The sequence below is a fragment of the Kiloniella spongiae genome (assembly GCF_001026905.1).
GTDB lineage: Bacteria > Pseudomonadota > Alphaproteobacteria > Kiloniellales > Kiloniellaceae > Kiloniella > Kiloniella spongiae.
Map to the genome: position 1 here is coordinate 172294 of NZ_LAQL01000005.1, position 17057 is coordinate 189350.

Below are 17057 nucleotides of genomic sequence, written 5' to 3' on the forward strand. Positions count from 1 at the left end.
ATTGAATGTTTAATAAAATCCTTATTGCAAACCGTGGCGAAATCGCCAGACGCATTATCAAAACAGCGCACCTGATGGGGGTGAAAACTGTTGCCGTCTATTCAGACGCCGATCGGGATGCGCCTTTTGTGCAAGAAGCCGACGAAGCCGTCCATATAGGCCCTCCTCCCCCTTCAGAAAGCTATCTTCTCGCGGATCGAATACTTGATGTTGCAAAAGCAACAGGTGCTCAGGCTGTTCATCCCGGCTATGGTTTTCTATCTGAAAATGCCAGCTTTGCAGATAACTGCGCCAGAAATGATATTGTCTTCATCGGCCCACCTGCTTCGTCAATTATTGATATGGGGGATAAATCAGCTTCCAAACGCCTAATGCGAGAAGCTGGCGTGCCACTATCACCGGGATATGAGGAAAAAGATCAAGACACACTCCACCTTGTCGAGCAAGCAAAGAACATTGGTTATCCCGTGATGATCAAAGCCTCTGCTGGTGGGGGCGGTAAGGGGATGAGAATTGTGCACAAGGCTGAACAGTTCGAAGACGCACTTGCCTCCTGTCAGCGTGAATCAAAAGCTGCTTTTGGCGATGATCGTGTTCTGATTGAAAAGTTCATCGAAAACCCCCGCCATGTAGAAATACAGGTTTTTGCTGATAATCACGGCAATACAATACACCTGTTCGAACGCGATTGTTCTTCGCAACGCCGTCACCAGAAAGTTATCGAAGAAGCCCCTGCCCCCGGATTAAGTGATCAAACCCGCGATGCCATGCACAAAGCGGCAATCGCAGCTGCAGAGGCTGTTGGATATCGTGGTGCAGGTACCGTCGAATTCCTTCTCGCCCCCAATGGCGAATTCTATTTTATGGAAATGAATACACGCCTGCAGGTCGAACACCCGGTTACCGAGCTAATTACAGGTCTCGACCTTGTGGAATGGCAGCTACGTATCGCAGCCGGAGAACATCTTCCAGCAAAACAGAATGAGATATCACTCTCTGGTCATGCTTTTGAAGCCCGGATCTATGCAGAAGACCCGGATAATGGCTTCCTGCCCGCCACGGGAAAACTGGTTCGCCTGATATTTCCAACTGCTTCTGAACATATCCGCATTGATGCTGGCGTCGAGCAAGGCGGCGTTGTCTCGCCGCATTATGATCCCATGATCGCCAAGCTGATTACCTGGGATGAAACACGTGAAAAAGCATTGGAAAGACTATGTGCTGCTCTGAACGACACCCATATCGTAGGGCTTGAAACCAACGTTTCTTTCTTGAATCGACTTGCCAATGTTCCCCCCTTTAAGGCAGCACAACTGGATACAGGCTTGATAGAGAGAGAACAGGAAAGTCTGTTCCCCAAGAAATCAACAGCTTCAGATCTCGCCTTGATCCTCGCATCTCTCGTGGAATTACAAGGTCATACACCAAACCTTCCTCAGTCTGATCCACATTCGCCTTGGGGTTCCCAGGATGGATGGCGTTTAGGTGGCAGAGCACAAAAAAAATTACGCTTCACTGAAAATGATCAAGAACACAACGTCATTGCGACATATCACGCTGATGGATACAGCTTTTTGATCAATGAAAAGGAATACAATGTTTCCGGTCAGGTCCAAGAAGACCGTGTGACAGTCACGGTTGATGGAAAAATAACCAAGGCTTCCGTAATCTGCCATGAATTGGAACGCCATATATTCCTGGACAACCATCATTACCAAATTCATCTGTTTGATCCTTTGATTGCGGCCGAAAATTTGGAAGAAGATACAGGTGGCCTCCGCGCACCAATGCCCGGAAAAATTATCAAGGTATTTGCATTCATCGGCGACAAAGTTTCCGCTGGCGATCCCTTGATGGTTCTGGAAGCGATGAAAATGGAACACACCATTGTTGCCCCGACCGAAGGCACCGTGAAAGCTTTTCTGGGGCAGGTAAATGACCAAGTCAACGAAGGTGATGTGCTCGTCGAATTAGACAGTGAGGAATAAGATGCACCCCACACCTCCCCAGACAGTAAAACTCGTAGAAGTCGGTCCTCGCGATGGTCTCCAAAATGAAAAGACGCTTGTCCCAACCGAGGTAAAGATAGAGCTCATAAATCGCTTGTCAGAGACTGGTCTAACAGCGATTGAGGCATCTGCCTTTGTTTCTCCCAAATGGGTGCCGCAAATGGCAGATGCAAATGAAGTCCTTTCCGGGATTACACGAAAGCCCGGTATTGGCTATCCGGTATTAACCCCGAACCTCAAGGGGTTCGAGAGGGCAGTTGAAGCAGGTGTCACGGAAGTCGCTATATTTGGCGCAGCCTCAGAAAGTTTCTCTCAAAAGAACATCAACTGCTCTATTCAGAAAAGCCTTGAAAGGTTTCAACCTGTCGTTCTGGCAGCCCAGGAAGAAAATATCAAAGTACGCGGATATGTATCCTGTGTATTGGGCTGTCCTTATGAAGGTAAGATCGCGCCACAAAAAGTGGCCGAGGTTGCAAAAGCTCTTTTAGATATCGGCTGCTACGAAATCAGTTTGGGAGATACCATCGGCACAGGAACGCCCCTTGCCACCCAGCAGATGATTGAAACTGTTTCAAAGTCAGTTCCACTAACAAAGTTAGCCGGACATTTTCATGATACCTATGGGCAGGCTTTGGCGAATATTTTTGCAGCCTGGCAATGCGGTATCTCTGTTTTTGATACCTCTATCGCAGGTCTTGGCGGATGTCCTTATGCCCGTGGTGCTTCCGGGAATGTTGCAACCGAGGATGTGGTTTATATGTTCGATGGTATGTCTGTAAAAACAGGCGTCGATATCCATATGCTGGTCGAAACAGCTTGGTATATAGCGGATAAACTAGATCGTAACCCAAATTCGAAAATCTCTTTGGCGATGAGAAACCAATAACCTCATCCCTTTGCATTACATAATCAAATTTGATCTTTGATAAGAGGAAACACGTTATGAAATTATCTGGTCTTACAGCGCTGATCACAGGCGCAGGTTCCGGATTAGGCGAAGCCGTTGCAAGGCATTTGGCTTCTCAAGGTGTGCGGTGCGGCCTTGTGGACCTCAATGACGAAGGAGTAAACCGCGTTGCAGCTGATATTGATGCCCAAGACATTGATACAGCTGCCGTCACGGCCGATGTTACAGACCATGATGCTGTTAAATCAGCAGTTAAAGTTATCGAAGATACGCTCGGCCCCATCCGCATTGTTGTAAACTGTGCAGGTATTGCCCCCGGGGCAAAGCTTGTTGGCAGAGATGGTGCACATGATCTGGATCTCTTCCGTAAGACAATCGACATCAATCTCGTCGGCGCTTTCAATGTAATGCGTCTAGCCGCTGAACGTATGGTGCAATATGATGAAATTGACGGCGAGCGCGGGGTTATTATCAACACGGCGTCTATCGCGGCTTGGGAAGGTCAAATTGGTCAGGCAGCCTATGCCGCATCCAAAGGTGGTGTTGCCTCTCTGACCCTGCCGCTATCACGAGAACTTGCCAAAAGCGCGATCCGTGTCATGGCCATCGCACCCGGTATCATGGAAACGCCCATGATTGCAGGCATGTCTGACAAGGTAAAAGATGCTTTGGTAGAAAAAAGCCTTCACCCAAAAAGATTGGGACAACCAGAAGAATTTGCAGGCCTTGTTGCACACATTTGTGAAAATGCCTTTCTCAATGGTTCCACAATTCGCCTTGATGGTGCCGTTCGTCTTTCCTAAATCAAAAATACCAAAACCTTTATCTGGATGATATCCAGATCACAGTACTGGGAACAAAATCATGTCTGATCCAATCGTTATCGTTTCTGCCGCCCGGACCCCAATGGGTTCTTTTCAAGGAACTTTATCTCCGCTTTCAACCACTGATCTGGGTGCAGAAGCAATTAAGGCCGCCGTATCGAGATCTGGAATTTCTGCTGAAGACATTCAGGAAGTTATGATGGGTTGTGTCCTTCCCGCCGGTCTGGGGCAAGCTCCGGCAAGACAGGCCGCAATCAAGGGCGGCCTTCCTCTGTCTGCGGGCTGTACAACTGTCAACAAGGTCTGCGGATCTGGCATGAAGACTGTGATGCTGGCCCACGATACAATTGCATCTGGAAGTGTTGACATTGTCGTAGCAGGTGGGATGGAGAGCATGACAAATGCACCCTACATCCTCCCCAAAGCGCGTAACGGCATGAGAATGGGGCATGGTACAGTTGTTGACCATATGTTCATGGATGGCTTGGAAGATGCTTATTTTGACAAAGGCGGTCTGATGGGCACCTTTGCCGAAGCAACCGCCGATAAATACAAAGCCACCCGTGAAGAACAGGATTCCTTTGCCATCGAAAGCCTTAATCGTGCCAAACAGGCAACAGAAGCAGGTTATTTCAAAGAAGAAATCAAACCGCTTACGGTCAAAAATCGCAAAAGCGAAACGCTTGTTGAAAATGATGAGCAACCCTTTAAGGTTGATACCAACAAAATCCCAAACCTTCGTCCCGCATTCCGCCCTGATGGTACAGTTACCGCCGCGTCATCATCCTCTATTTCCGATGGTGCCGCAGCCTTGGTATTAATGCGAAAATCAGAGGCTGATAAACGAGGTTTAAAACCGCTGGCATCAATCAAAGCCCATGCCACCCACTCTCAGGAGCCTTGTTGGTTTACCACGGCACCTGTCGGTGCCATTGAAAAGGTTCAGGACAAAGCAGGTTGGTCTAGGGATGACGTAGATCTGTATGAAATTAATGAAGCATTTGCCATTGTAACACTGGCCGCCATTAAAGATCTTGATCTCGATCCCGCCAAAGTCAACGTTAACGGTGGTGCCTGTGCATTGGGGCATCCCATTGGCGCATCTGGAACCAGATTGATAGTCACCTTGTTACATGCCCTAAAGCGCACAGGTGGCTCAAAAGGGATTGCCAGCCTTTGTATTGGTGGTGGTGAAGCCACGGCTTTGGCTGTTGAACTTTATTAAGTCAATAAAAACTCAGATTGACTACTTTAAAACATTAGAAGCCTGACACTGGTTAATATACTTAACCAGTGTCAGGCTTCTTTCTATTGAAACAAAAGATCAGAGCAACGAATTCAGACGACTCTTGAACGCTTTACGAATAATTAAATTTTATCCACGACCATAGATAGCACCATGTCATAATTACTACCTCATGAGTTAATATGACCCATTGTCTAGAAATAAATAAATGCTCTGCTAGACTTTTAAAAAAGAAACTTGCAGGTGAAAATGTCTCCCCTCCCTTCGAAAGAAAGGGACAATAATGGGTAAAGCACTTCTTAAGACGATAGCCATCATATCTGGGTTAAGTCTCTGTACTATCTTAATTTTCACCTACCTAGAAACACAACGAGCACATCCTGTTCATATGCAACAGTTAAGCCTGATGCTGCAGGACCTAAAAACCAATGAAACCAATATTCATGAAGAAATTTTAAAACAACGACTTGGGACCAGACTCAATTACGAAATCTATGACAAAGCCGATGCTACAATCGACAAGATTCTACATGACTTAGAAACCAATCTTGATGCCAACGAAATCAGCCGTCCCGAGTTTCAAACGCTCTACAGAGCTTATAAACGTAATCACTTCAAACGAGAGAGACTGATCAAAATATTTAAAAACCAAAATGGCCTCTATAGAGACATTGAGATTTTTTTCCCCCAGGCATTAATAACTTTTTCTGAAAATTATCGAGGTAATGAGTCCTCACAGGCGATTCTCAAAAACCTTATAAACCTTATTGCTCTGGTTAATAATGACAAATCATATAACCCCATCGAGGTTCGCGTCGGTCTAACAAAACTAGTAAATAATTTAAAGAATTTATCAAACAATTCAGATAACGTTGAAAACAATGAGCTTAAAACGATTATAGATTATGCAGAACAGCTCATTTCGCTGGATAGAGAACTTTCTCTGCTCACCAAAGAACTCACAGATTCAGAAAACCTATCTATTTTAAATATACTCATCGAAACGCAGGACAATCAGTTTAAGGTTTACTACCAGAATGCTGAGAACAATACCCGTATCATGCTCGCAGGAACCTGTATCCTCGCCCTTATTATTGCAATTGCATTTATGGTTCTCGTTAAAACGACAAAGTCTCTTAACAAAACCAAAGAAACTCTTGAAGCTAGAGTAAAGGAACGCACAACAGAACTGGAAAATGCAAAGCACCAAGCCGAAGCTGCTAACTTGGCCAAGTCTAGATTCCTTGCGTCTATGAGCCATGAAATCCGCACACCAATGAACGGTGTTCTTGGCATGGTCAGCTCCTTGATGGGCAGTAATTTGACGAACGAACAGCACAGCAGTGTTTACACCATAAAGGAATCTGGTGAAGCTCTACTCTCACTCCTGAATGACATACTCGACCTGTCCAAAATTGAAGCTGAAAAAATTGAACTTGAGAACATCGACTTTTCACTCAAAAAGTTGCTCGAAACAACAGAAGCACTTTGGGAATCAAGAGCCCGAGCAAAGAACTTAAGATTTCAGGTTCTAAATTCTCCAAGAAATACAGACATTGTAAGAGGAGATCCCGGTCGGATCAGGCAAATTCTGTATAATCTTATCGGAAATGCCCTCAAGTTCACGCAAACAGGTAAAATCTCTATTATTATTGAGCAGCTTGAAAGCAAAGATAATAAAATCAAATTTAGATTTGAAATTGAAGATACTGGCGCAGGCATTTCACTGGAAAAACAAGACAATTTGTTCAAAGCGTTCTCACAAGCTGATTCCTCAACAACCCGCAAATATGGTGGTACAGGCTTAGGTCTTGTCATATGTAAACAGCTTACAAAGCTGATGGGGGGCGATATTGGCGTCGAGAGTGTAGATGGTATGGGGTCCACATTCTGGTTTACCATTCTGGTTGAAAAAGGGGACGAAAAGAAAGTTCGCGCCAAAGAGGAAGAAGAACGTACCAGAGATCAAATTCCTGATTATATTGGCAAAACCATCAAAATACTGGTGGCAGAAGATAACCACATAAATCAAAAAGTTATCCAGTCTCTACTAAGGCCGTTGAATTGCAAACTCCATATCGTGAACAATGGTGTCGAAGCCTACATGGTCGCCCAGAAGCAAGAGTTTGATATTATCCTAATGGATGTTCAGATGCCACAAATGGACGGTCCAACAGCAACAAAACGTATTAGAAGCTTACCGCCACCGACCTCTGACATCCCAATCATTGCCCTAACGGCCAATGCCATGAAAGGAGACCGGGAATTTTATCTCGCATCAGGGATGGATGACTATGTTTCGAAACCAATTGATCAAAAATTCCTGATTGGTGCAATATCCAGATGGATAAGTCCAGCACACATCGACAAACCAAATTCATCCGGTTCAGCAGACCTAAAAATCGTAGCCTCTCCCGACGAGCTCAATAAAAAAGCCGAAGATGAAATGAAAAAACTACAAAACGATCTGGATAATATTTTACCCTAAGGATTTCTAAGAACCAGCGATCGGACGAGTATCGTGAATAACCTTGCCATCGTTCGGTAAAGTGCCAATGTCTGCAAACACCACTTCCCCACGCAAACGGCATTCAGATCTTATTGTATCTTCCAAACTCTCCTTCAATTCATTCCGATTACAATTGGTCGTAACTTCACAGAGTAATGACATACTATCACGGCCAGCATTCTCGCGTACTTCCAGACGTGCCTTAACAACGTAGTCATGCTTGTTAACAATACGTGCGATCTGTTCCGGGTGTATAAACATACCACGTACTTTTGTTGTTTGATCTGCACGCCCCATCCACCCTTTAATACGACGGTTCGTTCTGCCACAAGAACTTTGTCCCGACAAAAATGCAGACAGGTCACCGGTTGCAAAACGTATCAACGGGTAATTGGGATTAAAGGAAGTCACCACAACTTCCCCAACCTCTCCATCGGCAACAAGATCCCCTGTGCCAGGGCGCACGATTTCAACAATAACATCTTCGTCCAGGATCATCCCCTCAAGACTCTCACTTTCATAGGCGATTAACCCAACATCAGCCGTTGCATAACATTGTCTGACATAAATATCACGATCCTCGTAATAACGCCTTAGATCCGGAAACAAAGGTCCACCGGTTACCAATGCACGATTAATTGACGTTATTGGTGTTTCCAAGGTATCGGCTTTTTCTAGTATGATTTTCAAAAAATCAGGCGTTCCCATATAGGTATCAGCTTGAAAACGATTTATCGCCTGAACCTGACTTTCAGTTTGCCCGACACCGCCTGGGAAAACGGCACATTCCAATGTACGTGCGGCAAAATCAAACATGATCCCTGCGGGGGTGAAATGATAGGCAAAACAGTTATGAGCAACGCCGCCTTTTCGTAACCCCACTGCATATAAAGCACGCGCAACACGCCAGATATCTCCATCGACCCCTTGCGGTTCGACAATAGGACCCGGAGAAAGAAACAGCCGTGCCATCTCTCCTGTTGAAACCTGCCCTAAACCACCAAAAGGAGACGTATCACTTTGCATATCAATCAAATCAGATTTTCTGACCACTGGTAGCAATGCAAGATCTGTTATTGCGGTAATTTTATCCAGGTCGATATGTGCAAGAGTTTCCCTATAAAAGGGTGCTTTTTCCTTGGCATTCAAAAGGCAGCTTTGAAGTTTTTGCAACTGATCATTTTCTCGTTCTTCCTGACTACGAGTTTCCTTATGATCAAAATAATCAGTCATAAAAGGCGATCCAATTCAAAAAATTCTGGTTAATCAAGTAGTGAAACAAGTGAAAACTCTAAAGCCAACGCTTACGTCTCTTAAATGACTTGATGTTCTTAAACGACTTCCGCTCATTGCCACCGCCACCGAGATAAAATTCTTTGACGTCTTCGTTATTCATTAACTCTTCTGCTGTTCCATCAAGAACAATTTTACCATTCTCCATAATATAACCGTAATCAGCAGCGCGAAGAGCCATATTGGCGTTCTGTTCAACAAGCAGAACACTAATGCCAAGCTCTTGGTTCATACGCTTGATAATGCCAAAAACTTCTTTGACGAGAAGTGGTGAAAGCCCCATTGAAGGCTCGTCCATCATAATAAGATCAGGTCGAGCCATAAGGGCACGCCCGATCGCCAGCATTTGTTGTTCCCCGCCCGAAAGATACCCAGCAAGCCCAGTTCTTTCTCTCAACCGGGGGAAATAATTGAAGACCTTATCCATATCTTCAGCGACATTTTTCTGCGGCTGGGTAAAGGCGCCAAGACGAAGATTTTCAATTACTGTCATATCCTGAACAATGCCACGACCTTCCATGACCAGAAAAGTGCCATTACGAACACGTTGTTCTGGCGGCATCTGCGTAATATTCATCCCATTATAGACAATATCACCACGACTGACCTCACCATCTTCTGATCCCAACAAACCTGCGATGGCCTTAAGCGTTGTTGATTTACCTGCACCATTTGCCCCCAAGAGCGCGGTAATCTTCCCGCGTTCTGCCGTCAGATTCAAACCTCTGAGGACAAGAATAACGTCATTAAAGACCACTTCAATATTATTGACGGCCAGAATTGTTTCATCCTGATTGGGGTTTTGAAGTTGAGATACAGAACTCATATTGGAGATCCTTAAATTAAGGCTAGATCTAAAATCCAGATTTTTAATAGCCAGATTTTTAATAGTATGTGTATTGAAAAGGTCAGGCCTGCCAATAGGCAGGCCTGACACATTGCACGATTAGTAACCGACCCAATCGTCACGGCGTGGAAGTGTCATTTCAGCGATACGCTCAATATTCACTGCGCCATCTTCGAAAGAACCTTTGTTAATAGAAACAACCGTGCTTCCGCGGTGATCTTCTGGTGACCAGCTCGACGGCAGACATACACCCTCGAGACCTTTAGGTGTCCAGTTCTGATTCACATACATCCCTTTTTTGATATTTTCCCCAGTCAGTCCACCATTGGCTTTTGCCCACTCCATAGCCTCTTTCATGTAATAGGCTGAACAGACACCACGAATGTAATGATGTGTTGGCTTTGCATCTTTTGAAAAACCGCTGTCATCCGCGATTTTATAAACAAGCGCCATACCATCCGCAGCCGCATCCCAGAAAGGTGTTGCTGTCGGGAAGACATAATCTTTTGCTTCTGCAGCCTGAATTGTCAGGTAATCACCAGCCCAGACATTGCCCATGTAGGTAACATCAGCACCAACAGTGTTACATGATTTAAGCAGTGAGATTACAGAACCACCCAGATTTCCAACATATGCATAGTTCGCACCTGACTCTTTAATGGTTAGGCACTGAGCTTTAAAATCACCAGGGCCAAGCGGCACAACAACCGGCGGCAAAACCTCTAGCCCGAGCTCTGTCGCATACTCTGCACAACCTTCTTTTGGCGCGTTTGGATAGGGATGGTTATCTCCCGTATGCACGAATTTAGGATTAGAAAGCCCTTTTTCTTTGGCATCACCCGCAGCCCACTGCACAAGCGCACGGCAAGCATCGGTATAGGATGGGCCATAAAAGAAATTGTATGGCGCAGGCTTTTTGGTTTTTGGGTTTTTACCTGTTGGATCAGTCAAATGCCCTGAATAAGATGCAGACCAGACCGGAACCTGATCTTTTGCTACGAATGAAATCAGGGCCTCGGTATCACCCGTTCCCCAGCCTTGTAGCGCAATCATGCCTTTTGATTTCCACTTTTTATAGTTCGCAATCGCTTGCGGTACTTTGTAAGCGTAATCAATCGTTTCCATTTCAATTTTAGTGCCATCAATTCCCCCAGTCGAATTGATGTAATCAACGGCATCGCGAACGCCAGGACCATAGAATTTACTAACAAACGATGTCGGGCCTGTGTAATCAACAAGATGACCGACAAATACAGAATCTTCTGCCAAGGCTGGGCTACTAGCTGCCGCCAGGGCAAGTGTTGCGGCGAGAATACGCTGCTTCATATCTTCCTCCCTTTTGGCGGCATCATTATTATACCTCCATCCCGGCCGCCACGGGATGGACTACACTCTCTTAATGAGAGAATGGATAAAGCTTCCAACTCGCCCGGATAAGGCGCCAACGATGAATAAGTCCTTCTGGTTCAAAAATAAGAAATAGAATAATCACGGCGCCAACAGACATTTCTTTAATATAGGCTTTGCTCTGCTCAATGCCCTCAAAAACCATCGCGGCACTACTCGCAACTTCTTCCATAAACTGAGGCAACAGCAGGATGAAAATCGCCCCTAGCAGGGAACCGGAAACGGATCCCAAGCCACCAATGATGATCATTGCCAGGAATTGGATGGAAAGCAAAATTGTAAAGCCTTCGACAGATACATATTGCAGATAGTGTGCGTAGAGAGCACCACCGAGACCAGCAAAGAAACTGGACACGCCAAAAGACATAATCCGGTAACGAGTTAGGTTGATACCCATAATTTCAGCCGAAAGATAATGGTCACGAACAGCAACCAATGCACGTCCATCTCTGGAACGGCGCAGGTTACTTACCGCTAGAAAAGAAACCACTACCCAAAATAGAACCAAATAGAAATATTTTGTATCGGTATCGAGGTCTATTCCCAAAAAGTTTACGACCTCAGCAGCAGAACCATAGGCCCCGCCAGAGAACCAGTCAGCGCGAGAAAAAAAGTCCTGTAGAATGAACTGCGATGCCAACGTAGCGATTGCAAGATAAAGCCCCTTGAGACGTGCAGCCGGAATACCAAAGATCATCCCAATCGCTGTAGTCATCAAGCCAGCAAGTGGGATGCAGATAAAGACAGGAATACCAGTCGTGTTATTTAACCAGGCGGATGCAAAAGCACCAAAACCAAAAAAGGCTGAATGCCCCAGTGAAATTTGCCCGGTAAAACCGACAAGAACATTCAAGCCAAGGGCAGCAATTGCATAAATCCCGATCAAGATCATCTGGCTGATATAAAAATCATTAAAGAACAAAGGCGTAAATAACAGTGCAAAAATACCTAGATATACAGTCCAGCCTTCAACTTTTGTACGAAATAGCGACGTATCTGCGCTATAACTGGTTCTGAAATCGCCACAAGGGCGCGGATGAGGAACATGTGACATAACTTAACCGCTCCCTTTCTTAGATGCGTTCAATATCTTTGGTGCCGAAAAGACCATAGGGTCTTATCATCAGAATAATGATCAATACATAAAACGGTGCAACAGTATACATGTTGCCAATGTGGAAGAATTGACCATCGAAAAATTCTGCCAAATTTTCCAGAAGACCAATGATGACACCACCGATAACAGCGCCAACAATTGAATCAAGCCCACCAACAATCACAGCGGGGAAAACCTTAATTCCGATAATCGCCAATGAGTTGGAAACAGCATTTACAAGACCCAGAACAACGCCTGCGATACAGGACACCAAGGCTGAAATAGCCCAAGCCATCGCAAAAACCTGCTTAACTGAAATACCAAGAGACTGCGCAACTTGCTGGTTAAAGGCTGTCGCCCGCATCGCAAGCCCATAGCGCGAGAATTTGAAGAAGTAATAGAAAAGCCCCATGACAAACAAAGAAAGCACCAGCGACATTAAGTAAGCAGTTTCGACCTGCAGTCCCCCGATAGATACTGTCTCATCGCCGAAAACAGACGGAAATCTCTCGGCTGAGTTTCCAAAAACCCAGTTCATCAGTGCTTGCATAAATATTGAAAGTCCGATGGTCACCATAATGACAGAAATAATGGGCTCGCCGATCAACGGCCTTAGAATAACCATCTGCACTAGAATGCCAAAAATCGTCATGAAGCCCATGGCAAATATAAAGGCGAGGACAAAAGGTAATTGCCACTTCATGACAAAAAACCAACACACCCAAGCGCCAAGGACGAGGAACTCACCCTGAGCAAAGTTAACCACTTGTGTTGATTTATAAATCAATACAAAACACATGGCGACAACACCATAAAGCAATCCCACAATGATGCCATTAATCATGAGTTGGAATAATAGATCCCAGTTCATCTTAACGCCCCCCAGCCAGCTGTTTTTCCGGGCGTGGGCTTGCACCATCAGACCCTAAATTTTCGATGTTAAGTGTGGTAACAATTCGTTGTTTTGAGCCATCTTGAAAATGAATAACAGTATCAATATCAACATGGTCATCATCGGAATAAAGTCGATCGATAATATCCCCGTACTTATCAGCAATCACGCCACGACGTACTTTTCTTGTCCGCGTTAACTCACCATCATCAGCATCCAGCTCTTTGTACAACAACAAAAACTTTTTGATCTGTTGTGCGGGTGGCAAGGTCGTATTTACGGTTTCAACTTCTTTACGAATCTGCTCATAAACAACGGATTGCGCTGATAAATCAGTGTAAGTCGTAAAACGAAGGCGACGCTTTTCCGCCCACTTGGACACGATAGGATAACGGATGCAAATCATTGCGGTCAGATAAGGTTTATCTGCCCCTAAAATGACGGCTTCTGCAACATAAGTCGAAAATTTCAATTTATTTTCAATATATTGCGGAGAAAACTTCACACCGGAAGTCGTGCTCGCCAAATCATTGATGCGGTCAATAACAACTAAATGTCCATCATCATTAAAATAACCAGCATCCCCTGTCAGGAACCAACCGTCACTTCCAAAAGTTTCTTTGCTGGCTTCTTCATTTTTATAATAGCCGCGCATCATGTTGCCGTGATTGACGCAAATTTCTCCCAGCCCTTCTTTATCCGGGTTATCAATTCGCAATTCAACACCCGGCATCGGAGAACCGACCGTTTCATGATTAACGTCATCGGCTTTGTGAATTGTATGCGCCCCGAGCGCTTCGGTTTGGCCATAAAGTTGGCGCAACGGAATACCCATGGAGAGGAAAAATTTGAAAGTATCCGGCCCCATAGCCGCCCCACCAGTGGCCGCAGATTTCAGATTTTTAAAGCCCAAGCGATCACGCAGGGCGCGCATCAACAACCACTCGGCGCTAGCGGACTCTTTTCCGTCATCTAACGCTTGAAGAGCTTTTTTCGCACCCCAATCGTACATCTTTTGCTTCCACGGACTTGAGTCCATCATTCGGGCTCTAACATCCGCGGCAATTGTCTCCCATACTCTAGGGGCTAACAGCACAAAGCTTGGGCCGATTTCTCGCAAATCAGCCATAACAGTTGATTGTTCTTCCGGGAAATTGACCTTCATACGAGATATCAAATTCCAAGCCACTGAATACATCTGTTCCATCACCCAACTCAGCGGAAGAACAGCAAGATACTCATCATCAGGTGTCTTCGGGTCTGCCCGCAGATAGGATGCGGCATGACCAAGAAATGCCCTGTGCGGCCACATTGACAACTTTGGATTTGAAGTGGTGCCCGATGTTGTACAAAGAACAGCAACATCATCAGTGTCTGTTGCGCTGATTAAAAGATCATAAGCATTACTATCTTTATCCAGAGAAGCTTGGCCAATCTTTTCCAGGTCCTCCAAAGACATCAATCGAGGATCATCATACTTACGCATCCCTCGTGGATCAGTATAAATGATGTATTTGATAGAGGGGATGCGATCTTCCAGATTAAGAAACTTATCAACCTGTTCTTCATCTTCAGCAATGACAATCTTCGGTTCAGTATAATCAGTCAAGTAAGCGATTTCATCTTCCAGAGCATCCCGATAAATACCCATACTCATTGCACGACAGGCATGAGCCGCCACTTCTCCCCAGACCCATTCTACCCTGTTATCACCAATCAGGATAACTGTGTCATCCTGACCAATTCCCAACTCGGCCATGCCAAGCGCCATACGACCAACATGATCGTTAAAATCTTTCCAGGTAAAACGATTCCAGATTCCGAACTCTTTTTCGCGTTGCGCCACAGCATCCGGAAAATGCGCTGCATTATAGGCAAGGATTTTTGGGAGCGTGTCATATAGCTCAACATCAACCTGATCAGTTGCTTTCGCATCCCAGGCAATATTATTCCCGGCAATGACGTGTGCATTTTCGACAACGCTTAGATTTGGTTTGTTATCTATATCATTCATAACGCAATCGCCTCGGCTTCTTCGTCGTGAAGCAATTCATCCTCTTCCCCAAGATAAGCATGCTTAACGTGTTCGTTCTCCATGACCTCGTCGGGTAAACCCTCGGCAATTTTTTTGCCAAAATCCAAAACCATGACCCGGTTAGAAATGTCCATAACAACCCCCATGTCATGTTCAATCATAACAACGGTGACACCTAACTCTTCGTTGAGATCAAGAATATAGCGCGCCATGTCCTCTTTCTCTTCGAGGTTCATACCCGCCATCGGTTCATCGAGTAAAATAAGATCTGGATTGATGGCAATGGCCCGTGCAAGTTCGACACGTTTACGCAGGCCATATGATAATGTCCCAGCAGGCTCATTCCGAACATGTTGAATTTCAAGGAAATCGATAATATCTTCGACATCACGCCGATGCTTAAGCTCTTCTTTCCGTGCCCCACCAATCCAGTAAAGCATTCCGGTAAAGAAGTTATTTTTGAGCAGATGATGACGCCCCACCATAATATTATCCAGAACGGACATATGGCTAAAAAGAGCCAGGTTCTGAAAGGTTCTTCCAATCCCCAATGCAGCACGATCATTGATTGATCGCCCGATCAGACTTTTGCCATTATAGACAATCTCACCTTCCTGAGGCTTGTACCTACCAGAAATGCAATTAAGCATAGAGGTTTTACCAGCCCCGTTGGGCCCAATAATAGAGAAAACCTCTCCCTTTCGGACAGAAAAACTCACATCCGTTAAGGCTCTAATTCCGCCAAAGCGAAGGTTAATACCTTTCGCTTCGAGCAACATGTCGCCCAATTGAACCAAACCACTTCTCCCTGTCCGTGACAAATTTTGCCACTATCCTGTTGGTGTTGAGCAATTTTTCTATCCGATTTATCGAATATTTATTTATCTACACCGCTAATTGATCTCAAAGATCATGTCTTTTCTTGTTGAACAGTTTTATCTTTTAGTTCGTCCAAACGTTGTGATGCTACAGATGTCACCCGCGCCATTTCAGAAAGGATTTCATCAATATCCTCTCTTTTCTCAACAAGTTTAGAACGATGCTTAGCAATACATTCAAGTAAACGTTGAATTTGACCACTCTCTCCCGGCTCCAAATCATACATTTCGATGATTTCTCGGATCTCTGCCAAAGAAAAACCAAGGCGCTTTCCACGCAAGATTAAAATTAATCTCGCCCGGTCACGCGATGAATACAATCTCTTACGGCCTTCCCGATGCGGGTTGAGTAGCTTTTCGCCCTCATAAAACCTCAAGGTCCGGGTTGTAATCCCAAACTCATGTGTAAGTTCTGTAATGCTATGCAAGCCCTGTCCATTCATACTTCATCTTTGTAGCATCTTACGTAAAGGTCAATTAAATTATTTACCCCTTAGACAATACCTGGTCGATAAAAACTTAAATGCCCATTTTCTTCTTTCTGATAAAATCAACATAATAAATTGATAATAAATAGTTTTTTTATTACCTACTTACGATTTTGCGCTACTTTAACAGAATAATGGCATCTGCTTATTTGCAGATAAACACATAATTTCGCATCTAAGATCTGCAAAATAACACACCAAAAAAGAATAGCTACGCCTAGAACAAGTATAAACCTATTAAACCCAACAAGAATTCACCCCTAATGCCTTCGTAAATTTAATCGTATTTGTAATATTATTACTTAACTTTGAATGCATCATAATTCACTTTTAGGCAAAACGGACGGAAGCCAGATTACAAATACAACCTGGCTTCTGCTCAATTTAAGCTCGAATATAATTCCAAGCAGCCTATCTTAACCTCTACCAAAAATGTTCTTGCCTAAATGGCCATTTAGGTGGATCGGGATCAGCTGGTAATCCGATGTCTTTACGAATTGATGCAGGCAGATCCTGAACATCTATAGCTGTAGCTTTCTCGTGCAAGTTTGAAAAAATACGGTTGAATAGCTTGATAACTCTAGCCATGACTTACTCCATAAAATGTAAGCACGACTGTCTGGAAT

14 protein-coding genes are annotated in these 17057 nt (G+C 44.6%); 5 read left to right on the forward strand and 9 right to left on the reverse strand.

Annotated features, from left to right (window positions below; genetic code table 11):
- The first annotated feature begins 5 nt into the window (after nt 1-5).
- The 5 genes from WH96_RS08530 to WH96_RS21300 all read left to right on the forward strand — a co-directional run bounded on the left by WH96_RS08530 (nt 6) and on the right by WH96_RS21300 (nt 7474).
- Nucleotides 6-1988, forward strand: a complete 1983-nt coding sequence (locus WH96_RS08530) for an acetyl/propionyl/methylcrotonyl-CoA carboxylase subunit alpha (RefSeq protein ID WP_047763740.1) — start codon at nt 6-8, stop codon at nt 1986-1988.
- A gap of 1 nt (nt 1989) precedes the next feature.
- On the forward strand, nt 1990-2895 hold the full coding sequence (locus WH96_RS08535; protein WP_047763741.1) for a hydroxymethylglutaryl-CoA lyase: 906 nt from the start codon (nt 1990-1992) through the stop codon (nt 2893-2895).
- 56 nt (nt 2896-2951) lie between these two features.
- Nucleotides 2952-3719: an SDR family NAD(P)-dependent oxidoreductase gene (locus WH96_RS08540; protein ID WP_047763742.1), complete on the forward strand. Its 768-nt coding sequence runs from the start codon at nt 2952-2954 to the stop codon at nt 3717-3719.
- A 61-nt stretch (nt 3720-3780) separates the two neighbouring features.
- Complete coding sequence (locus WH96_RS08545) at nt 3781-4965, forward strand: acetyl-CoA C-acyltransferase (protein ID WP_047763743.1); 1185 nt, start codon at nt 3781-3783, stop codon at nt 4963-4965.
- A gap of 304 nt (nt 4966-5269) precedes the next feature.
- A complete protein-coding gene (locus WH96_RS21300) occupies nt 5270-7474 on the forward strand; it encodes an ATP-binding protein (protein WP_053005781.1) in 2205 nt (734 codons plus the stop codon).
- A gap of 6 nt (nt 7475-7480) precedes the next feature.
- Here the strand turns inward: WH96_RS21300 and WH96_RS08555 are convergent, their stop codons facing one another.
- The 9 genes from WH96_RS08555 to WH96_RS21960 all read right to left on the reverse strand — a co-directional run bounded on the left by WH96_RS08555 (nt 7481) and on the right by WH96_RS21960 (nt 17019).
- Nucleotides 7481-8728 carry a phenylacetate--CoA ligase family protein gene (locus WH96_RS08555; protein ID WP_047763744.1) on the reverse strand — a complete coding sequence of 416 codons (1248 nt, stop codon included), beginning with the start codon at nt 8726-8728 and terminating at the stop codon, nt 7481-7483.
- A 58-nt stretch (nt 8729-8786) separates the two neighbouring features.
- Complete coding sequence (locus WH96_RS08560) at nt 8787-9614, reverse strand: ABC transporter ATP-binding protein (RefSeq protein ID WP_156176753.1); 828 nt, start codon at nt 9612-9614, stop codon at nt 8787-8789.
- Nucleotides 9615-9734: 120 nt separating this feature from the next.
- The gene (locus WH96_RS08565; RefSeq protein ID WP_047763745.1) at nt 9735-10961 is read right to left on the reverse strand and encodes an ABC transporter substrate-binding protein; all 1227 of its coding nucleotides are present in this window, start codon (nt 10959-10961) and stop codon (nt 9735-9737) included.
- A gap of 70 nt (nt 10962-11031) precedes the next feature.
- Nucleotides 11032-12096 (reverse strand): branched-chain amino acid ABC transporter permease, encoded by a 1065-nt coding sequence (locus WH96_RS08570; RefSeq protein ID WP_047763746.1) that lies wholly within the window; start codon nt 12094-12096, stop codon nt 11032-11034.
- 19 nt (nt 12097-12115) lie between these two features.
- A complete protein-coding gene (locus WH96_RS08575) occupies nt 12116-13009 on the reverse strand; it encodes a branched-chain amino acid ABC transporter permease (protein WP_047763747.1) in 894 nt (297 codons plus the stop codon).
- 1 nt (nt 13010) lies between these two features.
- Nucleotides 13011-15044 carry a long-chain fatty acid--CoA ligase gene (locus tag WH96_RS08580; protein WP_082130396.1) on the reverse strand — a complete coding sequence of 678 codons (2034 nt, stop codon included), beginning with the start codon at nt 15042-15044 and terminating at the stop codon, nt 13011-13013.
- Nucleotides 15041-15844, reverse strand: coding sequence for an ABC transporter ATP-binding protein (locus WH96_RS08585; RefSeq protein ID WP_047763829.1), 804 nt, complete (start codon nt 15842-15844; stop codon nt 15041-15043). Before WH96_RS08585 ends, WH96_RS08580 begins: the two co-directional genes overlap by 4 nt.
- Nucleotides 15845-15975: 131 nt before the next feature.
- Nucleotides 15976-16386 carry a MerR family transcriptional regulator gene (locus WH96_RS08590; RefSeq protein WP_047763748.1) on the reverse strand — a complete coding sequence of 137 codons (411 nt, stop codon included), beginning with the start codon at nt 16384-16386 and terminating at the stop codon, nt 15976-15978.
- A 468-nt stretch (nt 16387-16854) separates the two neighbouring features.
- Nucleotides 16855-17019: a hypothetical protein gene (locus WH96_RS21960; RefSeq protein WP_156176754.1), complete on the reverse strand. Its 165-nt coding sequence runs from the start codon at nt 17017-17019 to the stop codon at nt 16855-16857.
- Nucleotides 17020-17057 lie beyond the last annotated feature (38 nt).

Bases quoted from the DNA above. Each gene is read 5' to 3' on its own strand.
- WH96_RS08570 (WP_047763746.1), bottom strand. From the start codon at position 12,096: ATGTCACATGTTCCTCATCCGCGCCCTTGTGGCGATTTCAGAACCAGT.
- WH96_RS08545 (WP_047763743.1), top strand. From the start codon at position 3,781: ATGTCTGATCCAATCGTTATCGTTTCTGCCGCCCGGACCCCAATGGGT.
- WH96_RS08585 (WP_047763829.1), bottom strand. From the start codon at position 15,844: ATGTTGCTCGAAGCGAAAGGTATTAACCTTCGCTTTGGCGGAATTAGA.
- WH96_RS08580 (WP_082130396.1), bottom strand. From the start codon at position 15,044: ATGAATGATATAGATAACAAACCAAATCTAAGCGTTGTCGAAAATGCA.
- WH96_RS21300 (WP_053005781.1), top strand. From the start codon at position 5,270: ATGGGTAAAGCACTTCTTAAGACGATAGCCATCATATCTGGGTTAAGT.
- WH96_RS08530 (WP_047763740.1), top strand. From the start codon at position 6: ATGTTTAATAAAATCCTTATTGCAAACCGTGGCGAAATCGCCAGACGC.
- WH96_RS08575 (WP_047763747.1), bottom strand. From the start codon at position 13,009: ATGAACTGGGATCTATTATTCCAACTCATGATTAATGGCATCATTGTG.
- WH96_RS21960 (WP_156176754.1), bottom strand. From the start codon at position 17,019: ATGGCTAGAGTTATCAAGCTATTCAACCGTATTTTTTCAAACTTGCAC.
- WH96_RS08540 (WP_047763742.1), top strand. From the start codon at position 2,952: ATGAAATTATCTGGTCTTACAGCGCTGATCACAGGCGCAGGTTCCGGA.
- WH96_RS08535 (WP_047763741.1), top strand. From the start codon at position 1,990: ATGCACCCCACACCTCCCCAGACAGTAAAACTCGTAGAAGTCGGTCCT.
- WH96_RS08555 (WP_047763744.1), bottom strand. From the start codon at position 8,728: ATGACTGATTATTTTGATCATAAGGAAACTCGTAGTCAGGAAGAACGA.
- WH96_RS08565 (WP_047763745.1), bottom strand. From the start codon at position 10,961: ATGAAGCAGCGTATTCTCGCCGCAACACTTGCCCTGGCGGCAGCTAGT.
- WH96_RS08560 (WP_156176753.1), bottom strand. From the start codon at position 9,614: ATGAGTTCTGTATCTCAACTTCAAAACCCCAATCAGGATGAAACAATT.
- WH96_RS08590 (WP_047763748.1), bottom strand. From the start codon at position 16,386: ATGAATGGACAGGGCTTGCATAGCATTACAGAACTTACACATGAGTTT.